General features: G+C 63.0%; 18 protein-coding genes. 16 read left to right on the top strand and 2 right to left on the bottom strand.

The window, feature by feature from the left end; genetic code table 11:
- From AC4GYV_RS01850 to AC4GYV_RS01790, 13 genes are all read left to right on the top strand, one after another.
- Nucleotides 1-567 (top strand): c-type cytochrome, encoded by a 567-nt coding sequence (locus AC4GYV_RS01850; protein ID WP_491098964.1) that lies wholly within the window; start codon nucleotides 1-3, stop codon nucleotides 565-567.
- Nucleotides 531-1,220, top strand: a complete 690-nt coding sequence (locus AC4GYV_RS01845; RefSeq protein ID WP_491098963.1) for a cytochrome b/b6 domain-containing protein — start codon at nucleotides 531-533, stop codon at nucleotides 1,218-1,220. Before AC4GYV_RS01850 ends, AC4GYV_RS01845 begins: the two co-directional genes overlap by 37 nt.
- A gap of 67 nt (nucleotides 1,221-1,287) precedes the next feature.
- The gene (locus AC4GYV_RS01840; RefSeq protein ID WP_491098962.1) at nucleotides 1,288-1,917 is read left to right on the top strand and encodes an exopolysaccharide biosynthesis protein; all 630 of its coding nucleotides are present in this window, start codon (nucleotides 1,288-1,290) and stop codon (nucleotides 1,915-1,917) included.
- Nucleotides 1,918-1,959: 42 nt separating this feature from the next.
- Nucleotides 1,960-2,532, top strand: coding sequence for a NifU family protein (locus AC4GYV_RS01835; protein ID WP_491098961.1), 573 nt, complete (start codon nucleotides 1,960-1,962; stop codon nucleotides 2,530-2,532).
- Between the two features lie 42 nt (nucleotides 2,533-2,574).
- The gene (tsaB, locus tag AC4GYV_RS01830) at nucleotides 2,575-3,180 is read left to right on the top strand and encodes a tRNA (adenosine(37)-N6)-threonylcarbamoyltransferase complex dimerization subunit type 1 TsaB (protein WP_491098960.1); all 606 of its coding nucleotides are present in this window, start codon (nucleotides 2,575-2,577) and stop codon (nucleotides 3,178-3,180) included.
- Nucleotides 3,180-3,665, top strand: a complete 486-nt coding sequence (locus AC4GYV_RS01825) for a GNAT family N-acetyltransferase (protein ID WP_491098959.1) — start codon at nucleotides 3,180-3,182, stop codon at nucleotides 3,663-3,665. Before tsaB ends, AC4GYV_RS01825 begins: the two co-directional genes overlap by 1 nt.
- Before the next feature lie 123 nt (nucleotides 3,666-3,788).
- Nucleotides 3,789-4,214 carry a Ros/MucR family transcriptional regulator gene (locus tag AC4GYV_RS01820; RefSeq protein WP_491098958.1) on the top strand — a complete coding sequence of 142 codons (426 nt, stop codon included), beginning with the start codon at nucleotides 3,789-3,791 and terminating at the stop codon, nucleotides 4,212-4,214.
- A 49-nt stretch (nucleotides 4,215-4,263) separates the two neighbouring features.
- The gene (locus tag AC4GYV_RS01815; protein ID WP_491098957.1) at nucleotides 4,264-4,686 is read left to right on the top strand and encodes a Fur family transcriptional regulator; all 423 of its coding nucleotides are present in this window, start codon (nucleotides 4,264-4,266) and stop codon (nucleotides 4,684-4,686) included.
- 166 nt (nucleotides 4,687-4,852) lie between these two features.
- Nucleotides 4,853-5,446, top strand: a complete 594-nt coding sequence (locus AC4GYV_RS01810; protein ID WP_491098956.1) for a lysophospholipid acyltransferase family protein — start codon at nucleotides 4,853-4,855, stop codon at nucleotides 5,444-5,446.
- Nucleotides 5,443-6,750 carry a tRNA (N6-isopentenyl adenosine(37)-C2)-methylthiotransferase MiaB gene (gene miaB / locus AC4GYV_RS01805; RefSeq protein WP_491098955.1) on the top strand — a complete coding sequence of 436 codons (1,308 nt, stop codon included), beginning with the start codon at nucleotides 5,443-5,445 and terminating at the stop codon, nucleotides 6,748-6,750. Before AC4GYV_RS01810 ends, miaB begins: the two co-directional genes overlap by 4 nt.
- Entirely contained in the window at nucleotides 6,750-7,742 is a 993-nt protein-coding gene (locus AC4GYV_RS01800) for a PhoH family protein (RefSeq protein ID WP_491098954.1), read from the top strand. Before miaB ends, AC4GYV_RS01800 begins: the two co-directional genes overlap by 1 nt.
- Entirely contained in the window at nucleotides 7,742-8,245 is a 504-nt protein-coding gene (ybeY, locus tag AC4GYV_RS01795; protein ID WP_491100362.1) for an rRNA maturation RNase YbeY, read from the top strand. The genes AC4GYV_RS01800 and ybeY overlap by 1 nt, the downstream gene beginning before the upstream one ends.
- Nucleotides 8,245-9,123 carry a hemolysin family protein gene (locus AC4GYV_RS01790; protein WP_491098953.1) on the top strand — a complete coding sequence of 293 codons (879 nt, stop codon included), beginning with the start codon at nucleotides 8,245-8,247 and terminating at the stop codon, nucleotides 9,121-9,123. Before ybeY ends, AC4GYV_RS01790 begins: the two co-directional genes overlap by 1 nt.
- On the opposite strand, the gene AC4GYV_RS01785 is transcribed toward AC4GYV_RS01790, so the two are convergent.
- Nucleotides 9,120-9,542 carry a VOC family protein gene (locus AC4GYV_RS01785; protein WP_491098952.1) on the bottom strand — a complete coding sequence of 141 codons (423 nt, stop codon included), beginning with the start codon at nucleotides 9,540-9,542 and terminating at the stop codon, nucleotides 9,120-9,122. The two genes, AC4GYV_RS01790 and AC4GYV_RS01785, sit on opposite strands and share 4 nt — an antisense overlap.
- 77 nt (nucleotides 9,543-9,619) lie before the next feature.
- Between AC4GYV_RS01785 and lnt the strand changes: the two genes are divergently transcribed.
- The 3 genes from lnt (at nucleotide 9,620) to trmB (ending at nucleotide 13,330) form a co-directional block, all read left to right on the top strand.
- Nucleotides 9,620-11,137, top strand: coding sequence for an apolipoprotein N-acyltransferase (lnt, locus tag AC4GYV_RS01780; RefSeq protein WP_491098951.1), 1,518 nt, complete (start codon nucleotides 9,620-9,622; stop codon nucleotides 11,135-11,137).
- 55 nt (nucleotides 11,138-11,192) lie between these two features.
- Nucleotides 11,193-12,407, top strand: coding sequence for a methionine adenosyltransferase (gene metK / locus AC4GYV_RS01775; protein ID WP_491098950.1), 1,215 nt, complete (start codon nucleotides 11,193-11,195; stop codon nucleotides 12,405-12,407).
- Between the two features lie 224 nt (nucleotides 12,408-12,631).
- Nucleotides 12,632-13,330, top strand: a complete 699-nt coding sequence (gene trmB / locus AC4GYV_RS01770; protein WP_491100361.1) for a tRNA (guanosine(46)-N7)-methyltransferase TrmB — start codon at nucleotides 12,632-12,634, stop codon at nucleotides 13,328-13,330.
- Here the strand turns inward: trmB and AC4GYV_RS01765 are convergent.
- Nucleotides 13,315-14,505, bottom strand: coding sequence for a PQQ-dependent sugar dehydrogenase (locus AC4GYV_RS01765; protein WP_491098949.1), 1,191 nt, complete (start codon nucleotides 14,503-14,505; stop codon nucleotides 13,315-13,317). The genes trmB and AC4GYV_RS01765 overlap by 16 nt on opposite strands.
- Nucleotides 14,506-14,568 lie beyond the last annotated feature (63 nt).

Below are 14,568 nucleotides of genomic sequence, written 5' to 3'. Positions count from 1 at the left end.
ATGCGCGTTGCTTTGATTGCCGCTGCTGCGGGGTGCGTGTTCCTGACGGGTTGCGGCGGGCCGCAGACGAGCCAAGCGAACAATAGTCAGGCGAACATCAGCAACGAAGCCCAGCCCGCGCCGACCGCAAATGCTTCCAACGGCATGGCTATGCTCGCTGCCACTCCAAGCAAGGACCAGGCGCTCAAGATCATGCACGAGCGCCATGAGGGCATGGAATCGATCGGCAAGAACGCGAAGGCGATCAAGCGCGAGTTGGACGGAAGTTCACCGAACCTCGCCACCGTGCGTGCTTCCGCCGCGACGATCGCCGACCTGGCGCAGAAATCCTCCGGCTGGTTTCCTAAAGGCACCGGTCCCGAACTCGGCAAGACCGGCGCTAAGCCTGAAATCTGGCAGAACCCGCAAGACTTTGCGTCAAAGGACGCGGGCTTCCAGAGGGCAGCTCAAGCGTTCAACGCCGCCGCCAAGGGCAATGACGTAAACGAGATCAAGGGGAAGTTCGGCGACCTCGGCGGCACCTGCAAGGCGTGCCACGACAAGTATCGCTCGGAGATGCACCACTGAGCCAAGAACCGCTAAAGCAGCCGGTCTGGGATTTGCCGGTCCGGCTGGTCCACTGGCTGCTTGCTGCGCTGATCTTCTTCAGCTGGTGGTCGATCGAGAACCACCACACCGACTGGCATATCTGGTCGGGCTGCGCGATCCTGACGCTACTGATCTTCCGCTTCCTCTGGGGCTTCGTCGGGAGTTCGACCGCAAGGTTCGGCTCGTTCGTGCGCGGACCGAAGCACGTCCTGCGCTATCTGAGAGGTGAATGGAGCGGCATCGGGCACACGCCGCTTGGTGCACTCAGCGTCATCGCACTCTTCGCTGCCTTGGCAATTCAGGTCGGGCTTGGCCTGGTGTCGCAGGACGAAGACGGCATTTACGCCGGCCCCCTTTCCCGTCTCGTCAGCTCCGACACGTCCGACAGCGCTCGCGACATCCACGAGCTGTGGTTTAACGTCATTCTCGGACTGGTCACGCTGCACATCGTAGCGATCATCTTCTATCGGTTGCGGGGAAAACGCCTCACGAAGCCGATGATCACGGGTCATGCCTTGCTGGACCCAGCCGTCCAGCCGATGCGTCCCGGTAAGTGGTGGGTTGCGGTGATCTGCCTTGCCGTTGGGATAAGCTTCACGCGGTGGGTGATTGCGGGCGCTCCGCCCTTCTGATCTTGGGTTAGTAGTAAATTCAGCCGGCGCTTGTATGCATAACCGGTAAGCGTCAGGAGCCAATGAGTTGACCGAAGCGACATTGCCGGCGGGGCGGCCGCTTCCGTTCTCGCAACTACTGCATCACATCCTGGAACAGCATGCCGGCGACCGGCTGACGCTGAGCGAGCTGTCTGCCCGGCTCCGCGATCGCGCCTGGGGCGGCCTTCTGCTCATCTTCGCCGCGATCAACCTGCTTCCGCTGCCACCGGGAGCGACTGCAGTTACTGGCGTCCCGCTGCTCATCATTACGGCGCAGATGGCGCTCGCTGTTCACCGGCCCTGGTTCCCGGAGAAGCTCGACAAGCGCGGCATCGGGACGGACCATCTGCTCAGGATCGCCAATAAGATCGCTCCTTGGGAAAGCCGCATCGAGCGCATTTTCAGGCCGCGCCTGTGCAGCCTCACTGACCATCGGGCTGCGCGCGTCATCGGCGTCATCAGTCTGATTTTGTCGATGATCCTCTGGCTTCCAATCCCTCTTGGAAACCATGCGCCTGCGCTCGCGCTAACCCTCTTTGCGTTGGCGCTCATTTACCGCGACGGCGTTCTCGCCATCCTCGGCGCCATCGCTACGATCGGCGCCATCGCCCTCCTGTCAGTCACTTACGCCGCGGCATGGTGGGCGGTCGTCCAGATGTGGCATCACTTCTTCTGACGCTCCCTTGCAGGGACGGGAGCAAAGCGCCACATCGCGCGCATGCTGATCCACACAGAGCAGACGCCTAATCCCGCGACCCGCAAGTTCCTTCCCGGGCAGCCGGTCATGGATGCGGGCACACGCGATTTCGCCGATGCCGAGTCCGCTGAAGTCTCGCCCTTAGCCCGGGCCTTGTTCGACAGCGGATTGGTGGAAGGCGTCTTCTACGGTCATGACTTCATTTCGGTGACCGCGGCGCCCGGTGTGTCCTGGACCGATCTCGAGCCGCTGGTGATCGAGACCCTGCTCGACCATTTCGTCAGCGGAGCGCCTCTGTTCGCAGCCGGCACTGCTGCCGGGATCCACATCGCCGATGACAGCGACTTCGAAGAGGATCCGGCCGATTCCGACATTATCGACCAGATCAAGGAATTGATCGAAACGCGCGTGCGCCCAGCGGTCGCGCAGGACGGCGGCGACATCGCCTATAAGGGCTATCGTGACGGCCGGCTCTTCCTGTCGATGCACGGCGCCTGCTCGGGGTGCCCGTCATCGACCGTGACGCTCAAGCGCGGCATCGAGAGCCTTATTCGTCACTACGTTCCTGAAGTGGAATCGGTCGAAGCGGTCTAACGGGGTTGCGGCTTCGCGCCGCTTGTGCCCACTATCCCATTGATGATTCTCGCGTTCGACACGTCGACCGCCGCCTGTACCGCCGCATTGTTCGACGGATCAGGAAGCTGCGTCGGACGCCGCGACGAGTTGATCGGGCGCGGCCATTCTGAGCGCCTTGTGCCAATGATCGCCGAACTGATGGGCGGCCGCTCAGCTGATCGCATTATCGTCGGCGTGGGCCCCGGAAGCTTCACCGGGATCCGCGTGGGAATCGCAGCAGCGCATGGCTTGGCGATTGGCTGGGATGCCGAGCTAGCCGGCATGTCCTCGCTCGCACTGCTGGCCGCGGGCGTTGATACGAACCAGGACGTCGCTGTGTCGGTCATCGGCGGCCACGGCGAGCTTTTCGTGCAGCAGTTCGCCTCGGGCGAGCCGACGTCGGAGCTTCGCAACCTTGTGCCGTCAGCAGCAGCCGCTGCGACCTCCGCCAATCTGGTTATCGGTTCCGGCGCTCGCCAGCTCGTCGATGCACGTGGCTGGGGCGAGGCGCGCGAAGCATGGCCGGCGGCCGCTGACGCGCTCAAACTCCCTGCGAACTTGCGCAGTCTTCCTGCGAAACCGGTTTACGCCCGCGCGCCCGACGCGAAGGCGAAGGAGGCGGCCTGATGGCCACGCCCGCGCTCGATGCTCGAGTGAACTTGCGAATCGGCAATTCGGGCGATCTCGATGATGTCATGGAAGTAATGACCACGGCCTTCGGCGACCGTTTCGGCGAGGCTTGGACGCGCTCTCAATGTGCTGGCATCCTGCCGATGAGCGGAGTTTGCTTGGTCGTAGCGCGCGACCGCGAAAGCGGGGAAGCGATCGGCTTTTCCTTGTCGCGAACCGTGGCAGACGAGTCCGAGTTGCTCCTCCTTGGAGTCACGCCCCATCGTCATCGCGAGGGCATAGGTAGGCGGCTACTTGACGACTTCATGGATCGCGCGCGCAGCCAAGGTGTGGAGCGCGTCCACCTTGAAGTTCGCGACGGTAATCCTGCCGTCGACATGTATCGCGAAGCGGGTTTCCGCCCTGTTGGGCGTAGGCGCAACTATTACCATGCGCCAGATGGAAAGCGATTCGACGCCCTGACTTTTTCTCAAGATCTCTAGTCTTAGTTTGAGACCAGCTTAACTTCGAGCAGCCGTTGCGCCGTTAAAGCGAGAAGCGTAAATGTGCGATGACGTACAGTTAACCGGCTGTACGGGGACTCTGCTCGATTTTAGGAATTCCACATGGCTGACATTGAAGGTGCCGACGACACTTTGCTGACGCTTACGGCCGACATAGTCGCGGCGCACGTCAGCAATAATAGCGTTGCGGTCAATGACTTACCGAGCCTCATTCAGAACGTACACGCCGCGCTGACGGGGATTTCGGGTACATCTTCAGCACCGGAGCCGAAGCCGGAGCCGAAGGTGTCGATCCGTTCGTCGGTGAAGCCGGATTACATCGTCTGCCTGGAGGACGGTAAGCGGCTCAAGATGCTCAAGCGGCACTTGATGACCCACTACAACATGACCCCCGACCAGTACCGGCAGAAGTGGGGACTTTCGCCCGACTATCCGATGGTCGCCCCCAACTATGCCGAACAGCGCCGTTCGCTCGCGAAGTCGATCGGCCTTGGCACGAAGCGGAAGCGGACACGCGCCGGCAAGTAATGCCGCTGACGTGCTGGACGATGTGCAGTCCCGTGCCTAACTTGGCTGCATGACCCGTCAGATCGACATCGAGGCGCTGTGCGCCGACAAGGGCCTGCGCATCACCGAGCAGCGCAAGACCATCGCGCGCGTGCTTGGGGACAGCGAAGATCATCCCGACGTCGAGACACTTCACGCCCGCGCCTCGGCCGTCGATCCGAACATCTCGATCGCAACCGTCTATCGTACGGTCCGGCTGTTCGAGGAGGCTGGCATCCTCGAGCGGCACGAGTTCGGTGACGGCCGGTCGCGTTATGAGGCTGCGTCGGAATCGCACCACGATCATCTGATCGATGTCGAGACCGGCAATGTGATCGAGTTCGTCGATGATGAGCTAGAGGCGCTGCAAAGGCGGATCGCCGAGAAGCTCGGCTTCCGCCTCGTCGACCATCGCATGGAGTTGTACGGCGTCGCCCTCGACCGCGATCGCTAAGCCGCAGCAGGCGCAGCTGAATGCGCTCGCCGCACTTCGCATCGCGGCGATCGTATTTCTGTTCGCCGTTTGCGGGCCGATCCACATCGCCACAAAGCGGCTGCTCGGAGGCTCGCCCTGGCCGCAGCGCTTTCTGGCCGCGGTCACCTGGATCCTCGGAGCGCGGGTGAGGCTCAAAGGCAGGAAGATCGGCCGTCACACCTTGCTGGTGTCAAACCATACCAGCTGGCTCGACATCCTCGTGCTCGGCGGCTCGACGGGTTGCGTATTCGTGTCCAAGCACGAGCTCGGCCATCCGCTCATCCATTGGCTCGCTGACCAGAATTCGACCGTTTACGTGAAGCGCACGCACCGCAAGGGCGCCAAGGACCAGGCATTGGCCGTGGCGCGTGGATTGGAAGGCGAGAAGCCGGTCACCGTCTTCCCGGAAGGGACCACCGGGCCTGGGACCTACCTTTTGCCCTTCCGCTCAACCCTTCTCGAGGCGGCGAACTTCGCCGCAAAGGACGTGCAGATTCGGCCCGTGGCTGTGGATTACGGTTCTGCGAGCGCGGAGGTCGGCTGGTTCGAGGAGCCCGGCAAGGACAATCTCCTGCGCATTTTGGGGCGTCGCGGCACCTTGCCCATCACGGTGCACGCCCTGCGTCCGCTCGACCGCGCGCTGGATCGAAAGCAGCTGGCGCATGCCGCGCGTGAGGCCATCGCCGAAACCCTCGACTTCAAGTCTCAGTCCCACTCGCCTATAGGCGAAGCCAAATGAATCCCAAGACATTCAAAATCAAAAGCTTCGGCTGCCAAATGAACGTTTATGACGGCGAGCGGATGGCAGAAATGCTGGCCGATCAGGGCATGTCAGCGGTCGCTGAGGCGGACGACGCGGACCTTGTCGTCCTCAACACCTGCCACATCCGCGAGAAAGCGGCGGACAAGGCCTATTCCGACGTCGGGCGCCTTAGGCGAGAAGATGGGTCGAAGCCATTGATCGCCCTCGCTGGCTGCGTTGCGCAGGCCGAGGGGGCGGAGGCAAAGCGCCGCTCACAGCTGATCGATATCGTGGTGGGGCCACAGGCCTATCACCGGCTGCCGGAGATGATCGCGCAGGCAAGCCGCGGCGCTCGTCCGGTCGACACGGACATGCCGGCGATCAGCAAGTTCGATGCCCTGCCAGCGCGCCGCCGCGCCAATCCAAGCTCATTCCTCAGCGTTCAGGAAGGCTGCGATAAATTCTGCACCTATTGCGTTGTGCCCTACACGCGTGGTGCGGAGATCTCCCGCCCTTGGAGTGACATCGTCCAGGAGGCGAATGAGCTGGTGGATGCAGGTGCTCGCGAGATCGTGCTGCTCGGCCAGAACGTGAACGCGTGGAGCGAGGGCGATCGCGGCCTGGCGGAACTGATCCGAGAGCTGGCAAAGATCGATGGTCTGGAGCGAATTCGCTACACAACGAGCCATCCGATGGACATGAACGACGCGCTCATTGCCGCGCATGGCGATGTCGAGAAGCTCATGCCCTATCTCCACCTTCCGGTGCAGTCGGGATCGAACCGGATCCTCAAGGCCATGAACCGGAGTCACACGGCCGAAACCTATCTCGCTATTCTCGAGAAGATGCGGGCTGCCCGTCCTGACATCGCTCTTTCGGGCGACTTCATCGTCGGCTTCCCGGGTGAGACGGAAGAAGATTTCGAAGCGACGCTGCAGATCGTTGACGAAGCCCGCTACGCTGCGGCTTATTCGTTCAAGTACAGCCCGCGGCCTGGCACGCCCGCCGCAAGCATGGAGGACCAGATTTCGCGCGAGGTCATGGACGAGCGCCTGCAGCGGCTGCAGGAACGGATCAACACGCACCAGCTTGCGTTCAATGCAAAGAAAGTGGGCGTGAACACGCAAGTACTCATTGAGCGCAAAGGCAGGCATCCCGGTCAGATGATCGGACGCTCGCCCTGGCTCCAGTCCGTGCACGTCGAAACATCGGCTCAGCCAGGCGAGATTGTCGATGTGACGCTCGTCGCAGGAGGTCCCAACAGCATGACCGGCGCAGTTTGTCAGAAAGAAGCCGCCTGATGGCAAGACGCGACCTGGCTGCCGTGCCTGACCGCGCCCGTCTCGAGCTCGAGTTCGAACAGCCTTACCTACTTGGCCCGCTGTTCGGCGACTACGACCGGCACCTGATCACGATCGAGAACCGGCTTGGCGTCCACATCTCAGCCCGTGGAAACCGCGTGCAAATCGAGGGCGAAGCCGACGCCGCGTCGCGCGCCCGCGACGTGCTTACCGGCCTCTACAATCGGCTTGACCAGGGTCACGACGTCGACGCCGAAGCGGTCGAAGCGGTGCTCGGCATGGCGGCCCAGCCGAACCTCGACGGCATCGTCAAAGACGAGGTGACTTCTGCCCCGCGCGTGATGATCCGCACGCGCAAGAAGACGATCGTCCCGCGATCAACGGTTCAGACCGTCTATATGGAGGCACTTGCCCGAGACGACATGATCTTCGCGCTCGGCCCGGCAGGCACCGGCAAGACCTACCTCGCGGTTGCGCAGGCTGTGTCGCAGCTGATCAGCGGCAGCGTCGACCGTTTGATCCTGTCACGTCCGGCCGTTGAAGCCGGCGAGCGATTGGGCTTCTTGCCGGGCGACATGAAGGAGAAGGTCGATCCCTATCTTCGCCCGCTCTACGACGCCCTCTACGACATGCTGCCGACCGAGCAGGTCGAGCGTCGCATCGCGTCCGGTGAAATCGAAATCGCACCCCTGGCCTTCATGCGTGGCCGTACGCTCAACGACGCCTTCATCATCCTCGACGAAGCGCAGAACACCACGCCGCTGCAGATGAAGATGTTCCTGACCCGCTTCGGCATGCGGAGCCGCATGGTCATCTGTGGCGACCCGCATCAGGTGGATCTTCCCGATCCGGGTAAGTCGGGGCTGGCGGACGCCGTGTCTAGGCTGTCGAACACCAAGGGCATTGCCGTCGTCGGCTTTACGTCGGCGGACGTCGTCCGACACCCGCTCGTCGGGCGCATCGTGGAAGCCTATGAGGGACCGGGACGATGATGCTCGAAGTCGCTGTCGAAGCTGACGAGGAATGGGACAGTAGCAACTCCTGGGAGCAGCTCGCGCAGCGCGCGGCTGAAGCGGCGATCGCGGAGAGCGCGTTCCCGGATCTCGCGACTTCCGGGCGTCCCATCGAGCTATCGGTGCGGCTGACCAGCGACGATCACGTCCGCGCGCTGAACTCCGAGTGGCGCGGCAAGGACAAGCCGACCAACGTTCTCTCCTTCCCGATGGCGGAGGAGTATGAGCTACGGGATGAAAATGTTGCCGAGCGAGAATTGTTGCTCGGCGACATCATTCTTGCGCACGGAGTTTGCGAAGGCGAAGCAGCCGAAAAAGGCGTGTCTTTCCAGGAGCATGCAGCGCACCTGATGGTCCACGGAACATTGCATCTCCTCGGGTACGACCATCACGACGATGCTGAAGCAACGGATATGGAGAACCGCGAAGTGCGCGCCCTCGCCCGCCTCGGCATCGCCAATCCGTATGAGGTAACGGCCTGATGGCTACGCGTCAGGACGACGGCGGGTCGCGCCTCTGGCGGGGCATGCGCCACCTGATCTTCGGCGATGAGTCGGAGCCGACCCTGCGCGAGGAAATCGAGGAAGCGATCGACGAGGCCGAAGAGTCTCGGCCAGTCGCAGGTGATCTCTCGCCCGCCGAACGCCAGATGCTCCGCAACCTGCTGCATTTCGGCGAGCAGACGGCGGGCGACATCTGCGTAACGCGCGGCGATATCATTGCCGTTCCGTCCAGTATCAGCTTCGAAGAGCTGGTTCGCGCATTCTCTGACGCGGGGCACAGTCGCCTGCCGGTCTACGGCGAGAGCCTCGATGATGTGATCGGCATGATCCACATCAAGGACGTCTTCATGGCGAGCGTCGACCCGAACCGCGATCGTTCGATGCAGGCGCTGATGCGCGACCCATTGTTCGTCCCCGAATCCATGGGTGTGATCGAACTGCTCGCACGGATGCGCCATCAGCGCATTCACCTCGCAATCGTCGTCGACGAATTTGGCGGCACCGAGGGGCTCGTCTCGATCGAAGACGTGGTCGAGGAGATCGTTGGCGACATCGAGGACGAGCACGACGAGGCCGAAGCCGGCATGCTCACGATGATCGACGAAGGACTGTGGGAAGCCGATGCACGCCTCGAGCTTGATGAGCTCGCGCAAGCGGTCGATCCGCGCCTGTCGTCCGATGAGGACGAGGTCGACACCGTTGGGGGTCTCGTCTTTCTTCTTGCCGGGCATATCCCGGCTCAGGGCGAATGCGTGATCCATCCCTCGGGCTGGACCATTGAAGCGCTGGATTCGGATCCACGCCGGATCATCCGCGTCCGCCTTCACGCGCCCGAGCGCGAGGTTACTGAGAGCTAGCTCTTCGCGAACAGCTTGGCGGGGTCGGCCATTGCCTTGAATTCGAGCGCATTGCCGGCTGGATCGAGGAAGAACATCGTCGCCTGTTCGCCGGGCTGGCCTGTAAAGCGAACGGTCGGCTCGATCACGAATTCCTGGCCCGCGTCCTTGAGGCGTTCCGCGAGCTTCTCCCACTCCTCCATCGGCAGCACGATGCCGAAGTGCGGGACAGGCACATCCTCTCCATCGACCGCGTTGGTGGGTTTGCGCGACGAGGGCTCCGGGACCAGATGCGCCACGATCTGATGACCGAACAGGTTGAAGTCGACCCACTCTGGTGCGCTCCGACCTTCAGGGCATCCCAGAAGCTCGCCATAGAACCGCCGAGCGGCGCCGAGATCGTCGACGGGAAATGCAAGATGAAATGGCGGAAGGCTCATCGCCTTGCCCCTGCTCGGCACAGCATGGATTGTCGAGGCTTTCGTTGGTCCGCAGTAACGGCTAGCCATCCGATCTGATGCTCTATGTGCTTTACGCCTTTGTAACAGGCGCAGTGTCTGCGTTCGGTTTTGAGCCCGTCGGCTGGTGGCCACTGCTTCCAGTAGCGTTCGGCCTGCTCTGCGAGTTAATTCACCGATCGAGGTCACTTTGGCGCGCGCTGCTCGTCGGCTACGCCTTCGGGCTGGGCCAGTTCGTGGTCGGCCTGAACTGGATTGCGACCGCCTTTACCTATCAAGCCGCCATGCCCGCTTGGCTCGGATGGGTAGCGGTCGTCCTGCTATCAATTTACCTGGCGGTGTATCCGGCGATCGCTGCCGGTCTCGCCTGGCGCTTCGGGCGGAACGACCGCGTTGCGCTCCTGCTCGTGCTCGCGGGCGCCTGGACGATCACCGAATGGCTGCGGGGCACGATGTTCACGGGCTTCCCCTGGAACCCTGCAGCGGCCGCGCTGGTACCGACGCCTCTGCTAGCAGGCGTTGCGCCCCTTCTCGGCACATACGCGATGTCCGGTCTCGTGGTGCTGTTCGGCGGGGCGGTTTGGCTCGAATATTACCGGCGCTGGCTGCCGCTTGTGACGATTTTCGGGGTGACGGCCGTTTTGTGGATCCTCCCCACGTCCGCCGTTCCACCCGATCCCCTCGCCGTCCGCAACGTCCGCGTCGTTCAGCCGAACATCGGTCAGCAAGACAAATGGCGGCCGGGCTTCGACGCAGAAGCAGCTCGCCGGCTGGCAACGCTATCAGGACCGCCAGGAGCCGATGCGCGTCTTCTCCTTTGGCCGGAGGCTGCGATTACCGACCCGGTGGAGGATGCGCGTACCGACGAGCACCAAGCGATGGCTCTGTTCCAGCGGACCCGCGCAACTTCGCTGCTCGGTCCGAATGACCTGCTGCTGACAGGAGGGATCGCGATCGCGTCGCGCGATGGCGTGAACGTCAACGGAGCGGCAAACAGTGTCTACGCTCTCGGCCCTGGCGGGCGCATCCTCGGTCGTTACGACAAGGCTCATCTGGTGCCCTACGGGGAATATCTGCCGATGCGGCCATTGCTCTCAGCAATCGGTTTGTCCCGCCTCGCTCCCGGAGACATCGACTTTACGTCTGGCCCCGGCCCGCGGACGATCTATCTCGGCGATCAGTGGGGCAAGATCGGTTTCCAGCTCTGCTATGAGATCATCTTCTCGGGCCACGTCGCGGACGAGAACAACCGTCCCTCCTTCATCTTCAATCCTTCGAACGATGCATGGTTCGGCCGTTGGGGCCCGCCGCAGCATCTCGCCCAGGCACGTCTGCGCGCCGCCGAGGAAGGTCTTCCCGTCCTCCGCGCTACGCCGACCGGGGTAAGCGCTGTCGTGGATGCTCGCGGGAGCGTCGTGAAAGAGCTCCCCTGGCGAACGGCTGGCGTGATCGACGCGGTTCTCCCGCCGCCCGCCAACGCGAAGACGCCCTTCGCGCGCCTCGGAAATCTCATTCCGATACTGCTCGGTTTCGGCTTCATCCTCGGCGGCATTGTGCTAGGCACGCGCCGCCGCTAGAGCGGTCATATAAAGCTTTCTTTATATCCCACATCGAAGGACTCGCTTTTTCCTCATGCGCAGCTCTTACCTGTTCACGTCCGAATCGGTTTCCGAAGGCCATCCGGATAAGGTCGCGGATCAGATTTCCGACGCCATCGTCGACCTCTTCCTCTCGAAGGATCCCGAGGCCCGCGTCGCCTGTGAAACCATGACAACGACCAACCGCGTCGTCCTCGCCGGCGAAATCCGTGGCCAGGGCATCATGGACCAGGACGGCAATTGGGCGCCGGGCGTGCGCGAGGAAATCGAGCAGGCGGCGCGCAGCGTCGTGAAGCGTATCGGTTACGAGCAGGAAGGCTTCCACTGGGACCGCTTCGACTTCGCCAATCACCTCCATCCGCAGTCCGCGCACATCGCACAGGGCGTGGACGCCGGTGAGAACAAGGATGAAGGCGCTGGCGACCAGGGCATTATGTTCGGCTTCGCGTGCGACGAGACGCCGGACCTGATGCCCGCGACGCTCGACTACAGCCACAAGATCCTGATGGAGATGGCCAAGGACCGCCACTCGGGCGCCGCTCCGTTCCTTGAGCCGGACGCCAAGAGCCAGGTTACCCTGCGTTTCGAAGAGGGAAAGCCCGCCAAGGCGACCGCCATCGTGGTCTCGACGCAGCACAAGCCGGGCTACGACCGCGGCGAGAAGCAGGCCGAGCTTCACGCATACGTGAAGGACGTCGTTTCCCGCGTGATGCCGCAGCAGCTGCTCGGCAACGAGACGGTCTACCACATCAACCCGACCGGCAGCTTCGAGATCGGCGGACCTGACGGCGACGCGGGCGTAACCGGCCGCAAGATCATCGTCGACACCTATGGCGGCGCAGCCCCGCACGGCGGCGGCGCTTTCTCAGGCAAGGACCCGACCAAGGTCGATCGTTCGGCAGCTTATGCGGCCCGTTATCTTGCCAAGAACATCGTGGCTGCGGGTCTTGCTCGCCGCTGCACCATCCAGCTCGCCTACGCGATCGGCGTGTCGAAGCCGCTGTCACTCTATGTCGACACGCACGGCACCGGCACCGTCGGCGACGAGCAGATCGAAGATGCGATCAACCGCATCGAGAAACTGGGTGGCCTGACCCCGCGCGGCATTCGCACACACCTCCAGCTCAACAACCCGATCTATGAGGCGACGGCGGCCTATGGCCACTTCGGTCGCAAGCCGGACGGCCAGCACTTCCCGTGGGAGCGTGTTGACCTGGTCGACGATCTTAAGGCGGCAGTCGCGGCCTAGTCTGGTCGTCAACAGCTCTTGGTCGTCGTGCTCGCCCACGCCGTGGCGACGCGTGGCGGGGAGCGGCTCCGCCGGTGTAGCTCGAACGCCATACGATGTTTCCGACGTCGTCCGCGATGAGCAAGGCGCCCGTCCTGTTGAATGTCACTCCCCTGCGCAAGCAGGGGTTTAACCTGGGCAGCACGCTTGCCGCTGACGGACGACGCGTCCAAGGCGCTGGGGTCATGACAGCGAACAAGTCCGGCGATCCGCTAACACTCAACCGCCTTTACGGCCGGTCGAGTGGACACAAGCTGCGCAAGGGCCAGCAGGAGTTGGTCGAAAAGCTACTGCCCCAAATCGAGGTCCCGGAAGAAGGGGAGATCACGCCAGAGCGCCTGTTTGGCGAGCCGCGCACCTTCCATTTTGAAATCGGCTTCGGGTCGGGCGAGCATCTCGCCGACCGCGCCGACATGCTGCCCGACCATGCCTTCATAGGCGCCGAGCCGTTCCTCAACGGGGTGGCGACCGCGCTCGGCCACATTCGCGACAAGCATCTTTCCAATGTCCGTCTGTGGCGGGGCGATGCGCTCGAAGTGCTGCGGCGGGTGCCTGATGGAGCGTTGAGCTTCCTATACCTGCTGCATCCCGACCCGTGGCCCAAGGCGCGCCACGCCAAGCGGCGCATGGTCAATGACGGACCGGTCGATCTGTTCGCCGCCAAGCTGAAGCCGGGAGGCGAGTTTCGCCTCGCGACGGACGACCCGACCTATCTCAACTGGTCGCTGATGGTCATGCAGCGCCACCAACACCAATTCGACTGGCTCGCGGAGCGGCCGAAGGACTTCCTTGAGCCATCAGGCGGATGGATCGAGACGCGCTACGGCGCCAAGTCGCGCCGTCAGGGACGGCGTCCTTATTACCTGCGTTATCGCCGGGTCTGAGCCGGTTCGAGCCGCAGCAGCCTGACTGCCCCACCCTTTCGGCCGTCCTCGAGCAAGTACACCTCACCGCGCGGCCCTTGCTCAACGTCGCGGATGCGCTGGCCCATGTCCCACTCATCCGCCTTGCTCGCCTGGTCGCCACGGATTCGTACATGGATCAGGGCCTGTCCCGATAAAGCTCCGAAGAGCGCATCGCCTTTCCACTCGGGGAAAAGGTTGCCGGAGTAGATGATTAGCCCGGCCGGACTGACCGAAGGATTCCAGAAGACCTTCGGCGCCTCATAGCCATCGCCCGGTCGGTGATCGGGGATGTCGGCGCCGTTGTAATTGCTGCCATTGGACGCATTCGGCCAGCCGTAATTCCGGCCCGGAAGGATGAGGTTGAGTTCGTCGCCGCCGCGCGGCCCCATCTCCGTTTCCCATAGGCGCCCATCAGGCGCGAAGGCGAGGCCAAGCGGATTGCGATGGCCAGTGCTCCACGTCTCTGAAGGCGTGAGGTTTGGACCCGGCCAAGTGAAGCTGCGCCCGGCCGTGTGCTTCGCCGCGTCGGTGTCTTCCGGTGGATCGGTGATCGTGACCTTGGCGGCGCCACCCCGGCCGCTCATCGGGTTTCCGGGCGCTGGCTTTCCGTCGAGTGTCAGGTGCAGGATCTTGCCCAACGGCTGGCTCGGGTCCTGCGCCGGCGTAAAGCGCTGCCGTTCACCTGAGCTCAAGAACAGAGACTTGCCGTCCGCCGCAAAGGCGACGCGTGCACCGAACTGGCCGCCCTCCCCTCCTGCGGGATCGCGCCAAAGTACGGTGAGCCCATCGAGCCGCGGACTGCCGCCGATATCGACTAGCTTGGCTCGTGCCAGGGCGAGACCGCTTCCTCCATTCTGCGAGGGCTCTGAATAGGTGAGATAGATCTGTTGATTGCCAGCGAAGCCGGGCGACGCCACGACGTCCAGCAATCCGCCCTGGCTTGAAACCACGACTTGGGGAGCACCGGAGACAGGCGTCTTGCGGCCGTTCGCCACATCAACCAGCCAAAGCTTCCCCGTCTTTTCACTGACTAACGCCATGTTGGTCAGCTTCACGCCGGAACCGGGCAGGAACGCCATCGCCCAAGGGGCATCGAACGTGGTAACTTCGGAAACCTTGAACGGGCGGCCGGAGGAATCCTGACCGGCGCTCACTGAGGGCGCCGACCCGCAGGCGGCGAGTATAAGGAAACATGCGGCCTGAGCTGTGCGTAATGT

This window comes from Sphingomonas sp. SP4 (assembly GCF_058313375.1).
The sequence above is the reverse complement of the archived record's forward strand: the minus strand, read 5'-3'. Positions and strand labels throughout refer to the sequence as shown.

Excerpts from the sequence above, each read along its gene's own strand:
- AC4GYV_RS01850 (WP_491098964.1), top strand. The coding sequence starts at position 1 with ATGCGCGTTGCTTTGATTGCCGCTGCTGCGGGGTGCGTGTTCCTGACG.
- AC4GYV_RS01790 (WP_491098953.1), top strand. The coding sequence starts at position 8,245 with ATGGCTACGCGTCAGGACGACGGCGGGTCGCGCCTCTGGCGGGGCATG.
- metK (WP_491098950.1), top strand. The coding sequence starts at position 11,193 with ATGCGCAGCTCTTACCTGTTCACGTCCGAATCGGTTTCCGAAGGCCAT.
- lnt (WP_491098951.1), top strand. The coding sequence starts at position 9,620 with ATGCTCTATGTGCTTTACGCCTTTGTAACAGGCGCAGTGTCTGCGTTC.
- AC4GYV_RS01820 (WP_491098958.1), top strand. The coding sequence starts at position 3,789 with ATGGCTGACATTGAAGGTGCCGACGACACTTTGCTGACGCTTACGGCC.
- AC4GYV_RS01835 (WP_491098961.1), top strand. The coding sequence starts at position 1,960 with ATGCTGATCCACACAGAGCAGACGCCTAATCCCGCGACCCGCAAGTTC.
- ybeY (WP_491100362.1), top strand. The coding sequence starts at position 7,742 with ATGCTCGAAGTCGCTGTCGAAGCTGACGAGGAATGGGACAGTAGCAAC.
- AC4GYV_RS01785 (WP_491098952.1), bottom strand. The coding sequence starts at position 9,542 with ATGAGCCTTCCGCCATTTCATCTTGCATTTCCCGTCGACGATCTCGGC.
- trmB (WP_491100361.1), top strand. The coding sequence starts at position 12,632 with ATGACAGCGAACAAGTCCGGCGATCCGCTAACACTCAACCGCCTTTAC.
- AC4GYV_RS01815 (WP_491098957.1), top strand. The coding sequence starts at position 4,264 with ATGACCCGTCAGATCGACATCGAGGCGCTGTGCGCCGACAAGGGCCTG.
- AC4GYV_RS01800 (WP_491098954.1), top strand. The coding sequence starts at position 6,750 with ATGGCAAGACGCGACCTGGCTGCCGTGCCTGACCGCGCCCGTCTCGAG.
- tsaB (WP_491098960.1), top strand. The coding sequence starts at position 2,575 with ATGATTCTCGCGTTCGACACGTCGACCGCCGCCTGTACCGCCGCATTG.
- miaB (WP_491098955.1), top strand. The coding sequence starts at position 5,443 with ATGAATCCCAAGACATTCAAAATCAAAAGCTTCGGCTGCCAAATGAAC.
- AC4GYV_RS01825 (WP_491098959.1), top strand. The coding sequence starts at position 3,180 with ATGGCCACGCCCGCGCTCGATGCTCGAGTGAACTTGCGAATCGGCAAT.